This is a genomic window from Allomuricauda sp. ARW1Y1 (assembly GCF_013407935.1).
Lineage (GTDB): Bacteria > Bacteroidota > Bacteroidia > Flavobacteriales > Flavobacteriaceae > Flagellimonas.
In genome coordinates this window covers 44,266-64,635 of record NZ_JACBZU010000002.1, presented here as the reverse complement: position 1 = coordinate 64,635, position 20,370 = coordinate 44,266, and the positions used below count along the sequence as shown (strand labels likewise).

Below are 20,370 nucleotides of genomic sequence, written 5' to 3'. Positions count from 1 at the left end.
ACTGTTAAAAATCTAGGGCTTTTTAAACATATATCTTTGAATTACTGCCTTTCTTTAAAAGAAAACGCAATTTGAATGAATTTTAACAATGGAATTGAACAAGTTTAGTAAAACAGTAACACAAGACCCAACACTGCCAGCGGCTCAGGCCATGCTGCATGCGATTGGATTGACAGACGAAGATTTACAAAAGCCCTTGATAGGAATTGCGAGTACGGGATACGAAGGTAATCCGTGCAACATGCATTTGAATGATTTAGCACTTGACGTAAAAAAGGGGGTAGAGTCATCCAATTTAGTTGGTCTGATTTTCAATACCATTGGAGTGAGCGATGGCATTTCGAACGGAACCCCGGGAATGCGTTATTCCCTTCCTTCAAGGGATATTATCGCGGATTCCATCGAAACCGTAATCCATGCCATGAGCTATGACGGCTTGGTCACCGTGGTGGGGTGCGATAAAAACATGCCGGGAGCCTTAATGGCGCAATTGCGTTTGAACCGCCCATCCATTTTGGTATACGGGGGAACCATTGCTCCGGGATGCCACAATAACAAAAAATTGGATATTATCTCGGCTTTTGAAGCTTATGGACAAAAAGTGGCCGGTGCCATAGATGAAAAGGAATACAAGGAGGTCATCCACAAGGCATGCCCGGGTGCTGGTGCTTGTGGTGGTATGTACACCGCAAACACCATGGCGTCAGCAATAGAAGCCATGGGGATGTCCATGCCCTTCAACTCATCCATTCCAGCGGTGAACGATAAAAAACAGGCGGATTGCGAAGCTGCAGGAGCGGCACTGTACCATTTATTGAAAGAAGACATCAAACCAAGGGATATCGTAACCAAAAAGTCATTGGAAAATGCGTTTAGGTTGGTTACCGTACTCGGGGGTTCCACCAATGCCGTGCTTCACTTTATGGCCATTGCCCATGCCGCGGAAGTGGATTTCTCTTTGGAGGATATCACACGCATCAGTGAGTCTACGCCTTTATTGGCTGATCTAAAACCCAGTGGCAAATATTTGATGGAAGACCTGCATAATGTTGGAGGGGTGCCTGCCGTACTAAAATATATGTTGAAGGAAGGGATGTTGCATGGGGACTGTATGACCGTTACGGGAAAAACCTTGGCCGAAAACCTATTGGATGTTCCCGATTTGGCCGAAGGGCAGGACATTATACGAAAAAAAGAACAACCTATTAAGGAAACCGGACATATTCGCATTTTGACCGGGAACATCGCCACAGAAGGCGCCGTTGCCAAGATTACGGGCAAAGAAGGACTTGAATTTACGGGAACCGCCCGCGTATTCGATAGCGAGGTCGCGGTGAACGAAGGCATCCATAACGGCAAAGTGCAAAAAGGCGATGTGGTGGTCATTCGCTATGAAGGACCAAAAGGAGCACCAGGTATGCCCGAGATGTTGAAGCCTACATCTGCCATCATGGGAGCGGGACTTGGAAAGGATGTAGCATTGATTACCGATGGTCGATTCTCCGGTGGTTCCCATGGATTTGTGGTGGGCCACGTATCGCCCGAAGCTCAAGTAGGTGGCGGTATTGCCTTGGTAAAAGATGGAGATGAAATTACCATCGATGCCGTGAAGAATACCATTAATGTGAATATTTCGGACGAAGAGCTCGAAAAAAGAAGAAAAGAATGGAAGCAACCTGAATTGAAGGTCAAATCAGGAAGCTTGTACAAATATGCCAAAACGGTATCATCCGCAGCAAAAGGCTGTGTTACCGATTTGTTCTAACAATTACAAAAGGGGTATCTCCCTAAATTAAGGCTTATGGAGACATTGAAAGCACAAAAAAAAGATAGCAAAACACAAAATAGCATCCGAATAACAGGAGCAGAGGCCATCATTCACTGTTTGCTTGCTGAAGGAGTCGATTTAATATACGGTTATCCCGGTGGAGCCATTATGCCCGTTTATGACGAGCTGTATAAGTTTCAAGATAGGTTGACCCATATTTTGACCCGTCATGAGCAGGGGGCAACCCATGCTGCGCAAGGCTATGCAAGGGTGACAGGCAGGGTAGGTGTGGCCATGGCTACATCAGGACCCGGTGCTACCAACTTGGTGACTGGTTTGGCCGATGCACAGATTGATTCAACCCCCATGGTTTGCATTACCGGGCAGGTAACACGGAGCCTTTTAGGTTCCGATGCCTTCCAAGAAACCGATATTGTGGGGATTTCGACCCCGGTGACCAAATGGAACTATCAAATCACCCGTGTGGAAGAAATACCTGAGATTATGGCGAAAGCTTTTTACATCGCCAAATCTGGACGGCCTGGACCAGTTTTAGTCGACATCACCAAGAATGCTCAGTTCGATGAGCTCGATTTTGTGTATGAAAAATGTACAAAGGTCAGAAGCTACAAACCAGTTCCCAAGCCAGAAGCTGGAAGCTTAGAGAAGGCGGCCGAACTCATTAACAGTGCTAAAAAGCCGTTTATTGTATTTGGACAAGGAGTCATTTTGGGCGAAGCCGAAGCGGAGCTAAAAGCCTTTGTGGAAAAAACAGGAATTCCTGCGGCTTGGACCATTCTTGGTCTTTCGGCCATGGATACCGACCATCCATTGAACGTAGGCATGGTGGGAATGCACGGCAATTATGGGCCTAATCTACTCACGAACGAATGCGATGTGCTGATTGCCATTGGAATGCGTTTTGATGACCGGGTCACCGGAAATTTGGATACCTACGCCAAACAGGCCAAGGTCATTCATTTTGAGATAGACCCAGCAGAAGTCAATAAAAACGTAAAGGTAGATGTAGCGGTTTTGGGAAATTCCAAAGAAACATTGCGCGATATTCTCCCTTTGGTGGATAAAAAAGAGCACAATGCATGGAAGGCAGAGTTTGATAAAATGTACCAAATCGAATACGATGCCCTGATTGATAAGGACATTCACCCGACCAAGGAAGGATTGACCATGGGCGAGGTCATTGAGCAAATCAATTTGGCGTCCGACCACAAAGCGGTGATTGTCTCCGATGTTGGTCAGCATCAAATGATCGCTTGCCGTTACGCCAAGTTTAAACAATCCAAGAGTAATATTACCTCTGGAGGTCTGGGCACCATGGGATTTGGCCTTCCGGCAGCGATCGGAGCCAAAATGGGCGCCATGGACCGCGAAGTGGTGGCCATTATCGGTGATGGAGGCTATCAAATGACGATTCAGGAACTCGGAGTTATTTTTCAGCACAATGTCCCCGTTAAAATTGTGGTACTGAACAATGATCACTTGGGCATGGTGCGCCAATGGCAAGAACTATTCTTTGATAGGCGCTACGCATCCACCGTTATGACCAACCCCGATTTTGTAAAGATTGCCGAAGGCTATCACATTCAGGCCAGAAGGGTGACCGAAAGGGGAGACCTTCAAGAAGCGGTGCAAGAGATGATGGCATCCAAAAATCCATATTTCTTGGAAGTAAAAGTGGAGAAAGAGGACAATGTGTTCCCAATGATTCCATCAGGTGCATCTGTTTCGGACATCAGATTGAAGTAAAAATGAATAGAAAAGGAAACTTGTAGGGTGATGGTTTATCAAACCCAACAAGTCACAAAGCATATCAAAACACTATGGAAAAACAATGGTATACCATCTCGGCATATTCCGAAAATCATGTGGGATTGCTTAATAGGATATCGGGAATATTCTTAAAGCGACATATCAATATAGAAAGTTTAAATGTCTCAAAATCAGAGATTGAAGGTGTTTCTAAGTTCACGATTGTGGTTTTTACCACCGAGGAGTGGACACGGAAAATCGTTGGTCAGATAGAAAAGCAGGTTGAGGTCATTAAGGCCTATTATCATACCGATGACGAGACCATATATCAGGAATCGGCACTGTTCAAAATTGCTTCTCATTTGTTGTTCGATGAACGACAGATACAAAACATCATCAAAGAAAGCCATTCGCAGATCGTGACCGTAAACCGGGAGTTTTTTGCATTGGCCAAAACAGGACGTCGGCACGAAATAGATGAAATGCACGAAGCATTGGAGCCTTATGGAATCCTTCAATTTGTTCGTTCCGGCCGAATTGCGGTCACCAAGGCCACCATGCCCATTAGCGAAATGTTGCAAGAATTTCAAGAAAACTAAATAGCGTAAAATCAAATATTTAAAATGGCAAATTACTTTAACACACTATCACTTCGTGAACAACTGACACAGTTGGGAAAATGTAGATTTATGGATTCCAGCGAGTTCGCTGATGGTGTTACCGCATTAAAAGGAAAGAAAATTGTAATCGTAGGATGTGGTGCCCAAGGGTTGAACCAAGGGTTGAACATGCGTGATTCCGGATTGGACATCTCCTACGCCCTGCGTCCAGCAGCTATCAAGGAACAACGTCAATCTTACAAAAACGCAAAGGAAAACAACTTTACGGTAGGAACGTATGAGGAATTGATTCCGACTGCCGATTTGGTCATCAACCTGACACCGGATAAGCAACACACCAATGTGGTAAGCACAGTAATGCCTTTGATGAAGCAAGGCGCCACCTTGTCCTATTCGCATGGTTTCAATATCGTGGAAGAGGGAATGCAAGTGCGTGAAGACCTTACCGTGATCATGGTAGCGCCCAAAAGTCCAGGTTCCGAGGTGCGTGAAGAGTACAAAAGAGGATTTGGTGTACCCACCTTGATTGCTGTTCACCCGGAAAACGACCCGGAAGGAAAAGGTTTGGAACAAGCCAAAGCCTATGCTGCGGCAACGGGAGGGGACAAAGCCGGTGTATTGGAATCATCATTTGTGGCAGAAGTAAAGTCGGATTTGATGGGAGAGCAGACCATTCTTTGTGGTTTGTTGCAGACAGGTTCTATTCTTTCCTTCAACAAAATGGTGGAAAAAGGTATCGATGAAGCCTATGCCTCCAAATTGATTCAGTATGGATGGGAAACCATCACCGAAGGATTGAAGCAAGGTGGAATCACCAATATGATGGACCGTTTGTCGAATCCCGCCAAAATCAAGGCCTTTGATTTGGCCGAAGAATTGAAGGAAATTATGCGCCCCTTGTTCCAAAAGCACATGGACGACATTATGAGCGGGCATTTCTCCAAAACCATGATGGAAGACTGGGACAATGGCGATAAAAACCTATTGGATTGGAGAGCCGCTACGGGAGAGACCGCTTTTGAAAAAACACCTGCTGGTGACATGAGTATTTCTGAGCAGGAATATTATGACAATGGGGTGTTGATGGTCGCTTTTGTAAAATCTGGAGTGGAATTGGCCTATGAGACCATGACCGAATCAGGAATCATTGGAGAGTCGGCCTACTACGAATCGCTGCACGAAACCCCATTGATCGCCAACACCATTGCTAGAAAGAAATTGTTCGAAATGAACAGGGTCATTTCCGATACTGCGGAATACGGCTGTTATTTGTTCGACCATGCTTGTAAGCCATTATTGGCAGATTTTATGAAGAATGTGGACACCGATATCATTGGCAAACACTTTGGCGAAGGAAAAGATACAGGGGTGGACAACGTTCGGCTGATTGCAGTCAACAAGGCCATCCGTGAGCATGATGTGGAAGTGGTCGGTGCCAGATTACGCGCCTCCATGACTGCCATGAAGCCCATAGGATAACAAAACCATTGGTCCCATGAGCGAAACGGTGGAAACATACTTTCCGCAAATAGCGGATATTTATCAAGCGGCAAAGACCATTGCCCAAGTGGCAGGGGTAACCCCTTTGCAGCAAAGTATCCGCTATTCCAAATCCCATGGGGCCAATATTCTTCTCAAGCGTGAGGATTTACACCGTGTACGAAGCTACAAGATTCGTGGTGCGTACAACAAGATCAGTTCACTCAGTAAACAACAACTGGAGAGCGGAGTAGTTTGTGCGAGTGCCGGAAATCACGCTCAGGGCGTTGCCTTTGCCTGTAGCCATTTGCAGGTGAAAGGAACCATTTACATGCCCGTGGTGACTCCAAAACAGAAAATTGACCAAACAATGATGTTTGGAGGGGAATGGGTGGATGTGGTTCTGGAAGGGGATACGTTTGACGATTCCAAAAAGGCGGCTGAATTGTTTTGCGAGCAAGAAAGCAAAACCTTTGTGCATCCCTTTGATGACGAAAAAACCATAGAGGGACAAGCCACTGTTGGATTGGAAATGTTGCAACAGTCACATGTACCTATCGATTATGTGTTTGTGGCCGTTGGGGGTGGCGGATTGGCATCTGGGCTTTGCGGAACGTTCCAGGCCTTATCGCCAAACACCAAAATTATAGGGGTAGAACCTGAAGGAGCCCCGTCCATGCTAAAATCCATGGAACAAGGGGAGCTGGTGGAGCTGGAAAACATTGATAAGTTTATTGATGGAGCGGCAGTGCAAAAAGTCGGTTCGTTGACCTATCCTATTTGCAGGGATTACCTACACAAAATGGTAACTGTTCCCGAAGGGAAGGTGTGCCAGACCATCTTGGACCTTTACAATAGGGATGCCATTGTGGTGGAGCCCGCTGGAGCACTCACCATTGCTGCTTTGGATGATTTCAAGGAAGAAATCAAGGGCAAAAATGTGGTTTGTGTGGTAAGCGGAAGCAACAACGATATTACCCGAACGGCCGAAATCAAGGAAAGGGCCTTGCTCTACGCCCAATTGAAGCATTATTTTATTGTGAGGTTTCCCCAGCGACCCGGCGCGTTGAAGGAATTTGTGGTCGATATTTTGGGCCCCAACGACGATATCACGCACTTTGAGTATTCCAAAAAGTCAAGTAGGGAAAATGCCCCGGCGATTGTAGGGGTAGAGCTAAAATCCCCAGAAGATCTTGAACCCTTAATGCAGCGGATGAAAGACAATAACTTCTTTGGGGATTATCTGAACAACAAGCCTGATCTTTTTCAATATTTGGTGTGATGCCACCAACATTTTCAGGCATCATTATGATAAAATAGGGTTTCCTCTATGCACACAGCCGTTTGTACAAAACGGACATCATTTTCAATGGTTTTTGTGTTAGCTTTGTGTAGTACAGGTGACCATTTATGAACACTAATCGCTTAAAATCAATAACTCATGGCGAAAACGAAACCAGCAATACCAGAAGCTTTTCAAATCACTGAAGAGATACATCAAAGAACATATTTAGTAAACGGGGAACTCCGTAAATGGGACGGAGCTACTAGTCCAGTGGTTTCTACCATTTCCTCAACGGATGAATACGCACCCACCCCATTGGGAAGTATTCCCGATATGGGCGAAGAAGAGGCCATGGAGGCTTTGGATGCCGCTTTGGCGGCTTATGACAAGGGTCAGGGGCTTTGGCCTACCATGAAGGTGAAGGACCGGATTGAGTGTATGGAGACCTTCGTAAAGAAAATGGAGCAAAAGCGCGAGCAGGTCGTAAAGCTGTTGATGTGGGAAATTGGGAAGTCCAAACCGGATTCCTACAAAGAGTTTGACCGAACCGTGGAATATATCTATGACACCATTGAAGATTACAAGCAATTGGACCGTGATTGTGCCAAATTCCAGAAACATGACGGGGTCTACGCCCATATCCGTCGTGGACCTCTCGGGGTGGTATTGTGCCTTGGACCATACAATTACCCCTTAAATGAAACCTTTGCCTTGTTGATTCCCGCCATTATTATGGGGAACACTACCATTTTTAAGCCAGCGAAGCATGGCGTTCTTTTAATCACACCTCTTTTGGAGGCTTTTCAGAGCAGTTTTCCAAAGGGAGTGGTAAATATACTTTTTGGTCGCGGAAGAGCTGTAGCGGCGCCTATAATGAAAACGGGTAAGGTGGATGTGTTGGCCTTGATTGGCAACAGTAAATCCGCCAATGCATTGCAGGATCAGCATCCCAAAAGTAACCGATTGCGATTGGTCTTGGGCTTGGAAGCCAAGAATCCGGCCATTGTGCTGCCCGATGCCGAGTTGGATTTGACCATTAATGAGTGTATTTCCGGAACCTTGTCTTTTAACGGTCAGCGTTGCACCGCCTTGAAGGTGGTTTACGTTCATGACGAAGTGAAAGATGAGTTCTTAAAGCGCTTTTCGGAAAAAGTGGATGGATTAAAATTCGGAAATCCTTGGGATGATGGCGTACAGTTGACACCGCTACCTGAACCCGACAAACCAGCTTACATCCAAGAGCTCTTGGATGATGCTTTGGCAAAAGGAGCCAAGATCATCAATAAAAAAGGAGGGAAGCATTTCGACAATTATATCTGGCCAGCAGTGCTGTATCCCGTCACCAAAGATATGCGGGTCTACCAAGAGGAGCAATTTGGCCCCATTATACCGGTACTTTCCTTTCAGGATATCGAAGAGCCTTTGGATGATATGGCAGAATCTAACTACGGACAGCAAGTGAGCCTGTTCGGAAAGGATGTATATAGCTTATCGCCGCTGATTGATACCTTAGCGAACCTGGTATGCCGTGTGAACCTGAACAGCTCTTGTCAGCGTGGACCGGATGTGTACCCGTTCACGGGTAGAAAGGACTCTGCCCAGTCCACTTTAAGTGTGCACGACGCGTTGCGTTCCTTCTCCATTCGAACATTCGTTGCGTTCAAGGACAACAACTTGAACAATCAGACGGTGGAGCAATTGTTGGAGGCTAAGGTGAGCAACTTCTTGAGTACGGACTACATTTTGTAAAAAAAGTGTCAGTTTGAGTTTTTTCCAAAGGAAAAAGTACCTGCCTACCGGCAGGCAGGCCGAGAACAAGATTTAAAACGATGAATTTTTGATTCTCGATACATTTTTCGTTTCACTCAAAACACTCGAATTGACGAATTTCTATTCATAAAACCATTTTGGAATCGGAATAAAAAAAGCCCCGATTTTCGGGGCTTTTTTTAGGTTTTTATGTGGGGTTAATCAAATATGTTTTGCCAACCAGTCCCCAACTTCACTGGTCTTGTAGGCTTTCCCGCCCTCGGCTAGATCCTCGGTAACCACTCCTTCGGCCAAAGACTTATTGACCACCTCACGGATGGCTTCTGCCTCATCTTTAAGACCAAATGCCGTTTCGAACATCATGGCTGCGGATAAAACTGTTGCCAACGGGTTAGCGATGTCTTTTCCGGCCGCTTGCGGATATGAACCGTGGATGGGCTCAAACAGTGAGGTTTCCTCTCCTAAGGAAGCGGAGGGCATCAACCCCATAGAACCTGAAATCACCGAAGCTTCATCGGTTAGAATGTCCCCGAACAGGTTCTCGGTAATCAAAACATCGTAGGCGCTGGGCCATTGTACCAAGCGCATGGCTACGGCATCCACAAATTCGTAGGAAACTTCTACTTCAGGATATTCTTTTTCCAGTTTTTGAACCGTTTCCCTCCATAAACGGGAAGTTTCCAAAACGTTGGCCTTATCCACACAGCAGAGTTTTTTGGAACGCTGCATCGCCATTTCAAAACCTTTTCTGGCCAATCGCTCCACTTCTGCACGGGTGTAGGTGCAGGTATCGTAGGCGGTATTGTCATTATCCTCACGACCTCTTTTTCCAAAATAGATACCTCCTGTCAGCTCACGTAAGAAAACCAAGTCAGTTCCTTCAATACGCTCTCTTTTCAAGGGTGATTTTTCAATCAAGGACGGGAAAGTAAAGGTAGGTCGAACATTGGCAAAAAGCCCCAATTTTTGACGCATTTTCAATAGGCCTTGTTCGGGGCGCACTTTGGCCGAGGGGTCATTGTCAAATCGGGGATGGCCAATGGCGCCAAAAAGAACGGCATCAGCGGCTACACATACTTCATGGGTTTCGTCGGGATAGGGCTCTCCCACAGCATCAATGGCAGCAGCACCTGTCAGTGCAGGAGTCCAGCTAATTTCATGACCGAACTTCGCGGCTACGGCATCAGATACTTTTACGGCTTGATCAATTACTTCGGGGCCAATTCCATCTCCGGCCAAGAGCGCTATGTTTAGTTTCATTTTTTCAATTATCAATTATCAGTTTTCAATGAACAATTCTCAATGTTCGGTTATACGAGATTCAGCATTTTTTCCGTGGCCTTAATGGCGGATACCGTTTGGTCTGAATCCAAACCTCGTGTGGTAAAGTCCTTTTCTTTGGTTTGCCAAGTAATAACCGTCTCGCAAAGTGCGTCGGAGGTACTGCCTGGCGGTATCCGAACGGCATAATCTACCAGTTTGGGCAATTCGCGACCTTCTTTTTTGTACACTTTTTTCAAAGCGTTGATGAAGGCGTCAAACTGACCGTCACCTTGGGCATTTTCCTCATACGTTTTCCCATCGATTTCAATGGAAAGGGTAGTGGAGGGCTTCAAACCTTTGGAATGCGTCAACACATATGATTTGACAAAGACCTTTTGTTGATGTAGGTTGCTGTCCAGCACATCGGAAATAATATAGGGTAGGTCATCTTTGGTGACACGCTCTTTTTTATCTCCTAGCTCGATGATACGTTCGGTAACCTTTTTTAGTTCATCATCGTTAAGGGTCAACCCTAGCTCCTGAAGATTCTTCTGAATATTGGCCTTGCCCGAGGTTTTACCTAAGGCATATTTGCGTTTTCTTCCAAATCTTTCAGGTAAAAGGTCATTAAAGTAAAGATTCTTTTTACTGTCTCCATCTGCATGTATTCCAGCGGTTTGGGTGAAAACATTATCCCCGACAATGGGTTTATTGTCCGGAATGCTTATACCCGTAAAGGCGGACACCAGCTTACTTACTTTGTAAAGGGAAGATTCTTTGACGCCAATCTTTATTTCTGGTAAAAAATCGTTGATAACGGCCACTGCACTGGCCAAAGGCGCATTCCCTGCGCGTTCGCCCATTCCATTTACGGTAAGATGCAATCCATGTACACCGGCTTTCAAAGCCTCCATCACGTTGGCTACGCTCAAATCATAATCGTTGTGACCGTGAAAATCAAAATGGGTGTTAGGGTATCTTTGGATGATTTCCTTGAAAAATGCACCTGTCTCGGTATGGGTTAGTACGCCCAAAGTGTCCGGAAGCAAAATACGTTTGATAGGCTGTTGGGTCAGAAAATCCAAAAACTTAAAAACGTAGTCTTTGGAATTGCGCATTCCATTGCTCCAGTCTTCCAAATACACATTGGTGTCCATCCCAAGTTGATGGGCTTCGGAAATAACTTTTTCAATTTCTGTAAAGTGCTGTTCAGGAGTCTTTTTGAGCTGATGGGTTAAATGATTTAACGAACCCTTGGTCAATAGGTTTTGGACCTTGGCTCCGGCATCTTGCATCCATTTTAAGGAAACACCATTATCCACAAAGGTCAATACCTCTACTTTGGATAAATACCCTTCCGCAGCGGCCCACTCCGTAATATTTTTGACGGCTTGCAATTCCCCATCCGAAACCCGTGCGGATGCCACTTCGATGCGGTCTACTTTGAGCTCTTCCAACAATAGCTTGGCCAAGGTAAGCTTTTCCGAAGCGGAAAAGGAAACCCCAGAGGTCTGTTCACCATCCCGAAGGGTGGTGTCCATAATTTCTATGGTGCGTTTTTTCATTTGTTGTGCCGTAGTGTTCCGAGCTGTGGCTTAAAGGGGCGTGTTTTCGGCGTATTTCTCAATATCGTCCTGAATGTTCAACAGGTAGTCGATATCATCAAAACCATTGAGCATGTTATCTTTTTTATACCCGTTGATCTCAAAACCTTCGCTTTCGCCCGTGGCCAAAATGGTGATTTTTTCTTCGGGCAGGTTGACTTCAAACTCTGCTTTTGGGTCAGCTTCAATGGCCTTAAAAATTTTGTCCAAGAACTCAGGGCTTACCTGAACGGGCAAAACTCCGATGTTCAAACAGTTATTTCTGAAAATATCTGCAAAAAAACTGGATACCACACATCGAAAGCCGTAATCGTACACGGCCCAAGCTGCATGCTCCCGGGAGGAACCTGAACCAAAATTTTTACCCCCCACCAATATTTTTCCGGAGTAGATGGGATTGTTCAGTACAAATTGCTCTTTTGGTGTGCCATCCGAATTATAGCGCCAATCGCGGAACAGGTTGTCCCCGAAACCTTTCCGCTCCGTCGCTTTAAGGAATCGGGCCGGGATGATTTGATCGGTGTCCACATTTTCGATAGGTAAGGGTACCGCTGAACTGGTTAGTATGTTGAATTTATCGTAAGCCATCTTGTTTTCAATTTTCAGTTATCAATGTTCAATTAACAATGAATTGCTAATTTCTTATTGTGCATTATTTATTGTTAAGCTAAAACTTCTTCTTGCATCAGTTCCCTTGGGTCGGTCACCTTTCCGGTAACGGCAGCCGCAGCGGCCACCAATGGACTTGCCAACAGCGTGCGTGCCCCAGGTCCTTGACGTCCTTCAAAATTTCTGTTGGATGTACTCACCGCATATTTGCCTGCTGGAATTTTATCATCGTTCATGGCCAGGCAAGCGGAACAGCCGGGCTCTCTCAATTCAAAACCGGCCTCGGTCAAAATATCCAAAATACCTTCACTCTTAATGGCTTCTTCAACCTTGTGGGAACCGGGTACCAACCAAGCGGTTACATTGTCGGCTTTTTTTCTTCCTTTGATGATGGATGCAAAAGCCCTAAAATCCTCGATTCGACCATTGGTACAGCTTCCCAAGAATACAAAATCTATAGGTTTGCCCACCATGGCCTCTCCTTCGTTGTAATCCATGTATTCCAAGGATTTTTTGTACGTGGCAGGAGAACCATCGATGGTTTCCGCCAATGGAATATCCTTGCTGATTCCGATGCCCATTCCCGGATTGGTTCCAAATGTGATCATGGGTTCGATCTCGTTGGCATCAAAAGTTACTTCTTTATCAAAAACGGCATCTTCATCGGAATAGAGGGTTTTCCAGTACTCCATGGCCGCATCCCAATCCTTTCCTTTGGGGGTATATTCCCTTCCTTTGATGTATTCGAAGGTTTTCTCGTCTGGGGCGATCATTCCGCCACGGGCTCCCATTTCAATACTAAGGTTACAGACCGTCATTCGGCCTTCCATGGACATATTTTTGAACACATCCCCTGCATATTCCACGAAGTAGCCTGTGGCTCCAGAGGTGGACAGTTTTGAAATAATGAACAAAGCCACATCTTTTGGTGTTACCGCCTTGTTCAATTCACCGTTCACGTTGATGCGCAGGCGTTTCGGCTTGGGCTGCATAATACATTGGGTGGATAGCACCATTTCTACCTCGCTGGTTCCGATGCCAAATGCAATGGCCCCAAAGGCACCGTGGGTAGAGGTATGTGAGTCGCCACAAACGATGGTTGCCCCAGGCACGGTGATTCCGTTTTCCGGGCCAATCACGTGCACAATCCCATTTTTCTCATGGCCAAGTCCCCAATAAGGTATGTTGTGTGCATTGGCGTTCTCTTCCAAAGCCTTTAATTGATTGGCGGACAAGGGGTCCTTAATGGGCAAGTGCTGGTTTCGTGTAGGGGTATTGTGGTCCGCGGTGGCAAAGGTGCGCTCTGGGTACAATACCTTAATTCCTCTGTTCTTCAATCCCAAAAAAGCTACGGGACTCGTGACTTCGTGTACCAAATGCCTATCGATGAAGAGTACATCCGGACCATTGTCGATATGCTTTACTACGTGGGAATCCCAAACTTTATCAAATAGTGTCTTGCTCATTGTATCTTCCATAATTTGTAAGCCTACGAAGTTAAAAATTGTATGTCAAACCGATTTTCGGTCCTTTATAAAATTACGATGTTCAACGGCAATTTCAAGCCATTATTTTGAAAATAAAGTAGGGGTAAGGGTTGATTGTCAACCAGTAATGACGTATTTATGGATACGGGTGTATGCTATCAATTACAAACCTTATCTGCATCAACTAATGTAATTCCAAATGGTAGTGTTGGCCATCATTTTGGAATAGGCACTTAAAATGGGTGCGTTTTCCACTTTTTCCAAACGGGGGTCATCTTTTAGCAATTGAATGGCGTGGTAGCGTGCGGTTTTCAAGATTTGATTATCCTTTACAATATCCGCGATTTTTAGATTGAGCATACCGCTTTGTTGTGTGCCCATAAGGTCTCCGGGACCTCGAAGCTTCAGGTCCACCTCCGCAATTTCAAAACCATCGTTGGTGCGCACCATGGTCTGCAATCGGGTTTTGGCATCTTCGGACAGTTTATGGCCCGTCATGAGGATACAAAAACTTTGTTCGGCGCCTCGGCCCACACGTCCGCGTAGCTGATGCAATTGGGACAGCCCAAACCGTTCGGCACTTTCAATGATCATTACAGAGGCATTGGGGACATTTACGCCCACTTCTATCACTGTGGTCGCAATCATGATTTGGGTTTCGCCTTTTACAAAGCGTTCCATTTCATAATCCTTGTCGGCCGGCTTCATTTTTCCGTGCACAATGGAAATCTGATACTCGGGCTGCGGAAAATCACGTACAATACTTTCATAGCCATCCATTAGGTCTTTATAGTCCAATGCTTCCGATTCTTGGATGAGCGGATACACAATATAGATCTGTCTCCCTTTTTTGATTTCATCTTTGATGAACCGAAATACTTTCAAACGGTTACTATCGTATCGATGCACCGTTTTAACGGGCTTTCTCCCTGGCGGGAGCTCATCGATAACCGAAACATCCAAGTCTCCGTAGAGGCTCATGGCAAGGGTTCTGGGAATTGGGGTGGCCGTCATCACCAAAACATGGGGGGGAGTCTGATTTTTGTGCCATAACTTTGACCGCTGTGCCACACCAAATCGATGTTGCTCGTCCACAATGGCCAAGCCTAGATTCTGAAACTGGACTTTATCCTCCAGAAGGGCATGTGTACCTACCAAAATGTTCAAGTTCCCATTTTCCAGTTGATTATGGAGAAGGGTGCGTTCGGATTTTTTCGTGGAACCCGTCAATAGGGCAATCTTTACATCCATGTTTACCAACAGCTCCTTGAGCCCATTAAAATGCTGAGTGGCCAAAATTTCAGTCGGTGCCATCAAACAGGCTTGAAACCCGTTGTCAATCGCCAGTAACATGCACATTAAGGCAACAATGGTCTTGCCCGAGCCCACATCACCCTGAAGCAAACGGTTCATTTGGGCATTGCTGCCCAAATCGTTCCGGATTTCCTTAATGACCCGTTTTTGTGCGTCGGTGAGCTCAAACGGAAGGTGGTTTTCAAAGAATTCAGTGAATTTTTCGCCCACGGCCCCAAAAGGCATTCCCTTGATCTTTTGTTTGCGCCTTAAATTTTGTGATATGAGTCGCAATTGCACAAAGAACAATTCCTCAAACTTTAATCTAAACTGTGCTTTTGCCAACAATTCTTGATTCTTCGGAAAATGGATGTTGAAGAGCGCAGAACTCTTCGAAATCAACCGTAATTCCTCCATGATCGCAGGAGAAAGTGATTCCGGAAACTTTCCCTTGCACTCCAAAAACAACTGTTGTATCATTTTACTGATGACCCGATTGGTGATTCCCTTGTTGCTCAACTTTTCCGTAGATGGATAAATAGGCTGCATGACCATTTTTAATCCCTGTTGATGCTTTTGCAGCGTTTCCATTTCTGGATGGGGCATGGAGAAGGTACTTCCGTATTTGTTCACCCGACCAAATACTACATAGGGTTCGTTCAATTTTAAACTTTCCTTGATCCATTTGTGCCCTCTAAACCAAACGAGGTCCATTTGTCCCGTTTCATCCACAAAAGTGGCCACCAAACGCTTGCCTCTTTTCTGTTCCACCATTTTTATGTGGACTATTTTTCCTATCACTTGCACATCGGCACCGCTGGGTTGAAGCTGGTTGATCTTATAATAGCTTGTCCGGTCCAGATAGCGATTGGGGAAGAGGTGCAATAGGTCCCTAAAGGTCTCAATGCCCAGTTCGGCCTTGAGCACATCGGCCCTATTGGGGCCAACACCCTTTAAATAGGCTATGGGAGTTTGTAGAAAATTGGGATTCATCGAACTAAAATATGTAATTTGGAAGGACTTTTGATAAGATGATGGTATGAAGCTGAGCCCCATAGTTATTTTTTTACTGCTTGTGCAATCAATGCCCGCCCAAATTCAGGATAAGGTGGACTTTTTACATGCCCAAGTTTGGATTGAACCCGAACCCGTTGAAAACCGTATTCACGGCACTGTTACTTATCGGTTTGAAGTAATCAAGGATGTAGATTCCGTTTTTCTGGATGCGGTAAACATGGATTTTACCAAGGTTTTTATTGATGGAAAAAAAATGGACTACGTGTATGATGGTAAAAAAATTACCATCAAAACGGACCTCAAAAAAGGAGGACAACATGATTTATCCTTGGCGTATGTGGCAAAACCAAAACAAACGGTATATTTTTTAGGGTGGGACGATGCTGTTAGGAACAATGAGCAGGTCTGGACCCAAGGACAGGGCAAATACACCAGCCACTGGTTGCCAAGTTTTGACGACATGACCGAAAAGGTCGAGTTCGACCTTGAAATTACGCTGGAACAAGCATATACCGTAATTACCAATGGTAAACTGATAAAAAAAGAGCCTTTGCCCGACTCCAATGGGTATACTTGGCAATTTGATATGGAAAAACCGATGAGCAGTTATTTGGTGGGCTTCGCTATTGGCAACTACAACAAAAAAACGGTCGAATCCTCCTCATCCATACCCATTGAGCTTTATTACGAACCTACAGATGTTGAAAAGGTGGAGCCTACCTACCGGTATACAGAAACTATTTTCGATTTTCTGGAAAACGAAATCGGGATACCGTACCCTTGGCAAAACTATAAACAAGTACCTGTGCAGGATTTTTTATATGCAGGGATGGAGAACACCACCTGCACCATTTTTTCCAATCAGTATGTGGTGGACTCTACTGCTTTTGTGGACAAAAATTACGTCAACATCAACGCCCACGAACTCGCGCACCAATGGTTTGGCAATCTGGTTACCGAAACCAGTAGCGAGCACCACTGGCTGCACGAGGGCTTCGCTACCTTTTATGCCTATTTGGCGGAAAAAGACATTTTTGGAGAGGATTATTTTTATTGGAGGTTATTGGAAACGGCCAATGCTTTGGAACGTTTTTCGGGGGATGATAATGGCGAGGCATTGCGCAATCCCAATGCCGGGAGCCTGACCTTCTACGAAAAAGGGGCATGGGCCTTAGTGATGCTCGAGGATAGGATAGGGGAGGAAGCTTTTAAAAAAGGGATTCAGAACTATTTGAACACCTACGCCTTTAAAAATGTGACCATTCCCTATTTTATGGATGAAATGGAGAAGGCTTCGAATATGGCTCTTGCCGATTTTGAAACAGTCTGGCTGGAAAGCACCCATTTTCCGTATGACGAGGTCGTTTCCTTTTTAAAGAAGAAAAACACTTCCATTAAAACCTATTTCGAGCTAAAGGATAGGATTGGGGAGGAGCCGGAACAAGTGGAGTCCGTTTTGAAGAGAGCCTGGAAAAAATTGAAGTCCACCCAACTAAAGGAAAATCTGGTTTTGGATTATGGCTCCAAGTTATCGTCGGAGTTTCTAAGTTCTATCCTTGATTCTGAAGATGTAAAGGTAAGGCAGGCCGTGGTGCTTTCCCAAGCTAAAATTCCAGCTGAGCTAAGATTACAAATGGAAAGCCTATTGAGGGATGACAGCTATACAACCATCGAAGCTGCTTTATACCGGTTATGGTCGGATTTTCCACAGAACAGAAGCAGGTATCTCAATGAAACAGATAATATCACTGGTTTTCCCAACAAGAATATTCGCTTGCTTTGGTTGACATTGGCTTTGGTGACCCCAGAGTACAATCCTGATTTCAAAGCTTCGTATTTTGATGAACTGAGCGGTTACACCAGCTCCGAACATCATTTTGAAACCCGATTGCTCGCATTTGAATACCTCAAAAATATAGGTGGCTTTACCGATACCACCTTAAAAAACCTAGTGGAAGCCTGTAGGCATCATGTATGGCACTTTAAAAAATCGGCCCGGGAAATATTGAATGGCTTTTTGCAATCCGAAGGGAACACAGCCCGTATTAGGGGACTTTACCCTTTGTTAAGTCAGGAAGAAAAACAATATTTGGAGAAAACTTTAGGTGAATGAGGGCATTGGTCATTTCGGGAGGAGGTAGCAAGGGTGCCTTTGCGGGCGGCGTTGCCCAATTTTTGATACAAGAAGCCAAACGGGACTACGATTTGTTTGTGGGAACCTCTACGGGAAGCCTTTTGATTTCCCACTTGGCCTTAAATAAATTGGACAAGATCAAGGATATTTACTCCAATGTGAATCAGGATAGCATTTTCAATAACTGTCCTTTCATCATCAAAAAGAAGCATGGTGTTGAAACCATTGCCATCAATCACTGGAATGTGCTTCGAAACTTTTTGAAAGGGAAAAAGACCTTTGGGGAGAGCGAAAACCTCCGGAAACTCATTCGAAACTCCATTACTGTTGAGGAGTTCAACGAGTTGAAAGAAAGCAAAATGGATGTGGTGGTCACGGTCTCCAATCTCTCTTTGAACCAAGTGGAATACAAGTCCATCAACGATTGCACCTATGAGGAGTTCTGCGATTGGATATGGATTTCGTCCAACTATACCCCATTTATGAGTTTGGCCAAAAGGAACGGTTGCGAGTATGCCGACGGTGGACTGGGAACTTTGGTGCCCATTGAGGAAGCACTTTTAAGAGGGGCGACCGAAGTGGACGTAGTGGTGCTCCATACCGAAGTCAACCACCTGAACCGGCTGTCTTCCAAAAACCCGTTTGATTTGATTACAACGATATTTGGCTTTATGCTGGACCGTATCGAAAACCAAAATATCCGAATCGGAAAACTGGTGGCCAACCAAAAGGATGCCATCATTAATTTTTATTACACCCCAACGGTGCTCACGACCAATTCCCTCATTTTTAATAAGGAACGCATGACGCTGTGGTGGAAACGGGGCTATTTGTACGCCAAAAACAAAAATGAGGAAACAAGCCCCATTGAGCCCGAAAAGCAGGAATAGCCTACTTCCAGAGTTCGCTCACCTCTTTTTTAACATACGCTAGGGCCGCGCTCGATGGCGACTCCCGCTCCATGGTTTGGTTCAGGATGTCCTCTCGCAATTTATCGGGCGAATCCGTTTCGCTCATGCCGGCCGAACGAATAATCTGTATGGTGGTGTTCTTGGCTGTTTTGATGATGCTCCAACAAGCATCCGACATATAAATCTGCTGGGAAAGATTATGTTCAAATTCCGTTTCAATCTGTTTGATCAACAAATTTTCGTAGTCACTTTTATTTTTGCTGGTAGGAGCCACACGAACTACAAGATTGTTCAGTGTAATGCGTTCCAAGAACAGGGCCATGCGCTCATAGGCTTGCAACCGAATGGGCAGGGTTTCCTTTTGCGAATCTTTGTGCAATAAAAAACGTCTGCGGCCATCTTCGTTGCGCGTATGCAGTCTGAAAAAATAAAAGGCCACTGCTCCGGTAACTACGGCTGGCAATAAAAAGGCAAATAGCTGAAGGATTTGATCTCCACTCATAAGGTAGTCTGGTTTTTTTTGTTGATTTTACACTACCAAGAACGCATCAAAACCGCAAAAAGTATATTGACTTTTGCCTTATTGGGCCGCTTTGGCACTTTCTTTGGCTTGTGCATAAAAACCTTTATAATCGGGCTGTAGTCTGATGTTTACCCCTTCCTTAAAGTTCCCATCCTTGGCCGAAACCGCGATACGCTCCGCAGGAATTTCCAAATTGGTGACCAATTCCGATGCTACGGAAACAACTTGATTGAATGTAGGACCAAATTCACCAGTGATGTTCAAACCTTGGACTTCTGTCTTAAAATTCGGATTGGATTTGATCACTTTTGCTACTCCTGCCAACCATGTCTTGCCCTCTTCGGTGAGTTCGGTAGCCGTATCCGAACCAAATAGTCCGTTCAAGCTATTGCTGATGACAATGACTCCACCTTCCACGGCAACATTGGCGTTTTCTCCCAACGTCTGTTTAATACGTGTTAAGGACACAATGGCAGTGGAATCGTTGGCCGAAATCATATCGTTGATTCCGCTCAACTGTTTTTCTTTTCGGGCCAAAGCTGCCATCGCCTTATTGACGTTTTCGGAATTCTGTTTGGAGAGTTCCGAGAAGTTGCTCAAATTCCCCAAAAGCGTAGCGTTGGCATCGCGTAGGCTCACATTTTCGGCCCTTAGCGCTTCTGCCTCCGCACTGCTGGAAGATATTTCACGTTTGGCCTTGGCCAATTCTTGCTCCACTTGCGAAATCCTGGATTTTAAGGTGTCTATCTCAGCAAAAAGCTCGCTTTTACGCTGCGCAAAAGCACTTGTGACCATTGTCAAACATAGGAGTAGGAGTAAATTTCTTTTCATAAGTAG

At 45.2% G+C, this 20,370-nt stretch carries 15 protein-coding genes; 8 read left to right on the top strand and 7 right to left on the bottom strand.

Annotated features, from left to right (window positions below):
• Window positions 1-88: 88 nt before the first annotated feature.
• The 6 genes from ilvD (at window position 89) to GGE08_RS04975 (ending at window position 8,671) form a co-directional block, all read left to right on the top strand.
• Window positions 89-1,765, top strand: coding sequence for a dihydroxy-acid dehydratase (ilvD, locus tag GGE08_RS05000; protein ID WP_179383814.1), 1,677 nt, complete (start codon window positions 89-91; stop codon window positions 1,763-1,765).
• 36 nt (window positions 1,766-1,801) lie between these two features.
• The gene (ilvB, locus tag GGE08_RS04995; RefSeq protein WP_179383813.1) at window positions 1,802-3,535 is read left to right on the top strand and encodes a biosynthetic-type acetolactate synthase large subunit; all 1,734 of its coding nucleotides are present in this window, start codon (window positions 1,802-1,804) and stop codon (window positions 3,533-3,535) included.
• A gap of 74 nt (window positions 3,536-3,609) precedes the next feature.
• The gene (gene ilvN / locus GGE08_RS04990) at window positions 3,610-4,137 is read left to right on the top strand and encodes an acetolactate synthase small subunit (RefSeq protein WP_179383812.1); all 528 of its coding nucleotides are present in this window, start codon (window positions 3,610-3,612) and stop codon (window positions 4,135-4,137) included.
• A gap of 24 nt (window positions 4,138-4,161) precedes the next feature.
• Window positions 4,162-5,637 (top strand): ketol-acid reductoisomerase, encoded by a 1,476-nt coding sequence (gene ilvC, locus GGE08_RS04985; RefSeq protein WP_179383811.1) that lies wholly within the window; start codon window positions 4,162-4,164, stop codon window positions 5,635-5,637.
• A 16-nt stretch (window positions 5,638-5,653) separates the two neighbouring features.
• A complete protein-coding gene (gene ilvA, locus GGE08_RS04980; RefSeq protein ID WP_179383810.1) occupies window positions 5,654-6,919 on the top strand; it encodes a threonine ammonia-lyase IlvA in 1,266 nt (421 codons plus the stop codon).
• Between the two features lie 159 nt (window positions 6,920-7,078).
• On the top strand, window positions 7,079-8,671 hold the full coding sequence (locus GGE08_RS04975; protein WP_179383809.1) for an NADP-dependent glyceraldehyde-3-phosphate dehydrogenase: 1,593 nt from the start codon (window positions 7,079-7,081) through the stop codon (window positions 8,669-8,671).
• A 222-nt stretch (window positions 8,672-8,893) separates the two neighbouring features.
• Here the strand turns inward: GGE08_RS04975 and leuB are convergent, their stop codons facing one another.
• The 5 genes from leuB to recG all read right to left on the bottom strand — a co-directional run bounded on the left by leuB (window position 8,894) and on the right by recG (window position 15,941).
• Window positions 8,894-9,952 (bottom strand): 3-isopropylmalate dehydrogenase, encoded by a 1,059-nt coding sequence (leuB, locus tag GGE08_RS04970; protein WP_179383808.1) that lies wholly within the window; start codon window positions 9,950-9,952, stop codon window positions 8,894-8,896.
• A gap of 50 nt (window positions 9,953-10,002) precedes the next feature.
• Entirely contained in the window at window positions 10,003-11,520 is a 1,518-nt protein-coding gene (locus GGE08_RS04965) for an alpha-isopropylmalate synthase regulatory domain-containing protein (protein WP_179383807.1), read from the bottom strand.
• A 30-nt stretch (window positions 11,521-11,550) separates the two neighbouring features.
• Complete coding sequence (leuD, locus tag GGE08_RS04960) at window positions 11,551-12,147, bottom strand: 3-isopropylmalate dehydratase small subunit (protein WP_179383806.1); 597 nt, start codon at window positions 12,145-12,147, stop codon at window positions 11,551-11,553.
• 74 nt (window positions 12,148-12,221) lie between these two features.
• On the bottom strand, window positions 12,222-13,634 hold the full coding sequence (gene leuC, locus GGE08_RS04955; RefSeq protein WP_179383805.1) for a 3-isopropylmalate dehydratase large subunit: 1,413 nt from the start codon (window positions 13,632-13,634) through the stop codon (window positions 12,222-12,224).
• 201 nt (window positions 13,635-13,835) lie between these two features.
• On the bottom strand, window positions 13,836-15,941 hold the full coding sequence (recG, locus tag GGE08_RS04950) for an ATP-dependent DNA helicase RecG (RefSeq protein ID WP_179383804.1): 2,106 nt from the start codon (window positions 15,939-15,941) through the stop codon (window positions 13,836-13,838).
• A gap of 91 nt (window positions 15,942-16,032) precedes the next feature.
• Between recG and GGE08_RS04945 the strand changes: the two genes are divergently transcribed.
• Window positions 16,033-18,078, top strand: a complete 2,046-nt coding sequence (locus GGE08_RS04945) for a M1 family metallopeptidase (protein WP_257023959.1) — start codon at window positions 16,033-16,035, stop codon at window positions 18,076-18,078.
• Window positions 18,075-18,989, top strand: coding sequence for a patatin family protein (locus GGE08_RS04940; RefSeq protein WP_179383802.1), 915 nt, complete (start codon window positions 18,075-18,077; stop codon window positions 18,987-18,989). The genes GGE08_RS04945 and GGE08_RS04940 overlap by 4 nt, the downstream gene beginning before the upstream one ends.
• Before the next feature lies 1 nt (window position 18,990).
• Here GGE08_RS04940 and GGE08_RS04935 read toward each other — a convergent pair whose 3' ends face one another.
• Together GGE08_RS04935 and GGE08_RS04930 are read right to left on the bottom strand one after the other, a co-directional pair.
• A complete protein-coding gene (locus GGE08_RS04935) occupies window positions 18,991-19,512 on the bottom strand; it encodes a hypothetical protein (protein WP_179383801.1) in 522 nt (173 codons plus the stop codon).
• Between the two features lie 78 nt (window positions 19,513-19,590).
• The gene (locus GGE08_RS04930; RefSeq protein WP_179383800.1) at window positions 19,591-20,364 is read right to left on the bottom strand and encodes a hypothetical protein; all 774 of its coding nucleotides are present in this window, start codon (window positions 20,362-20,364) and stop codon (window positions 19,591-19,593) included.
• Between the last annotated feature and the right edge of the window lie 6 nt (window positions 20,365-20,370).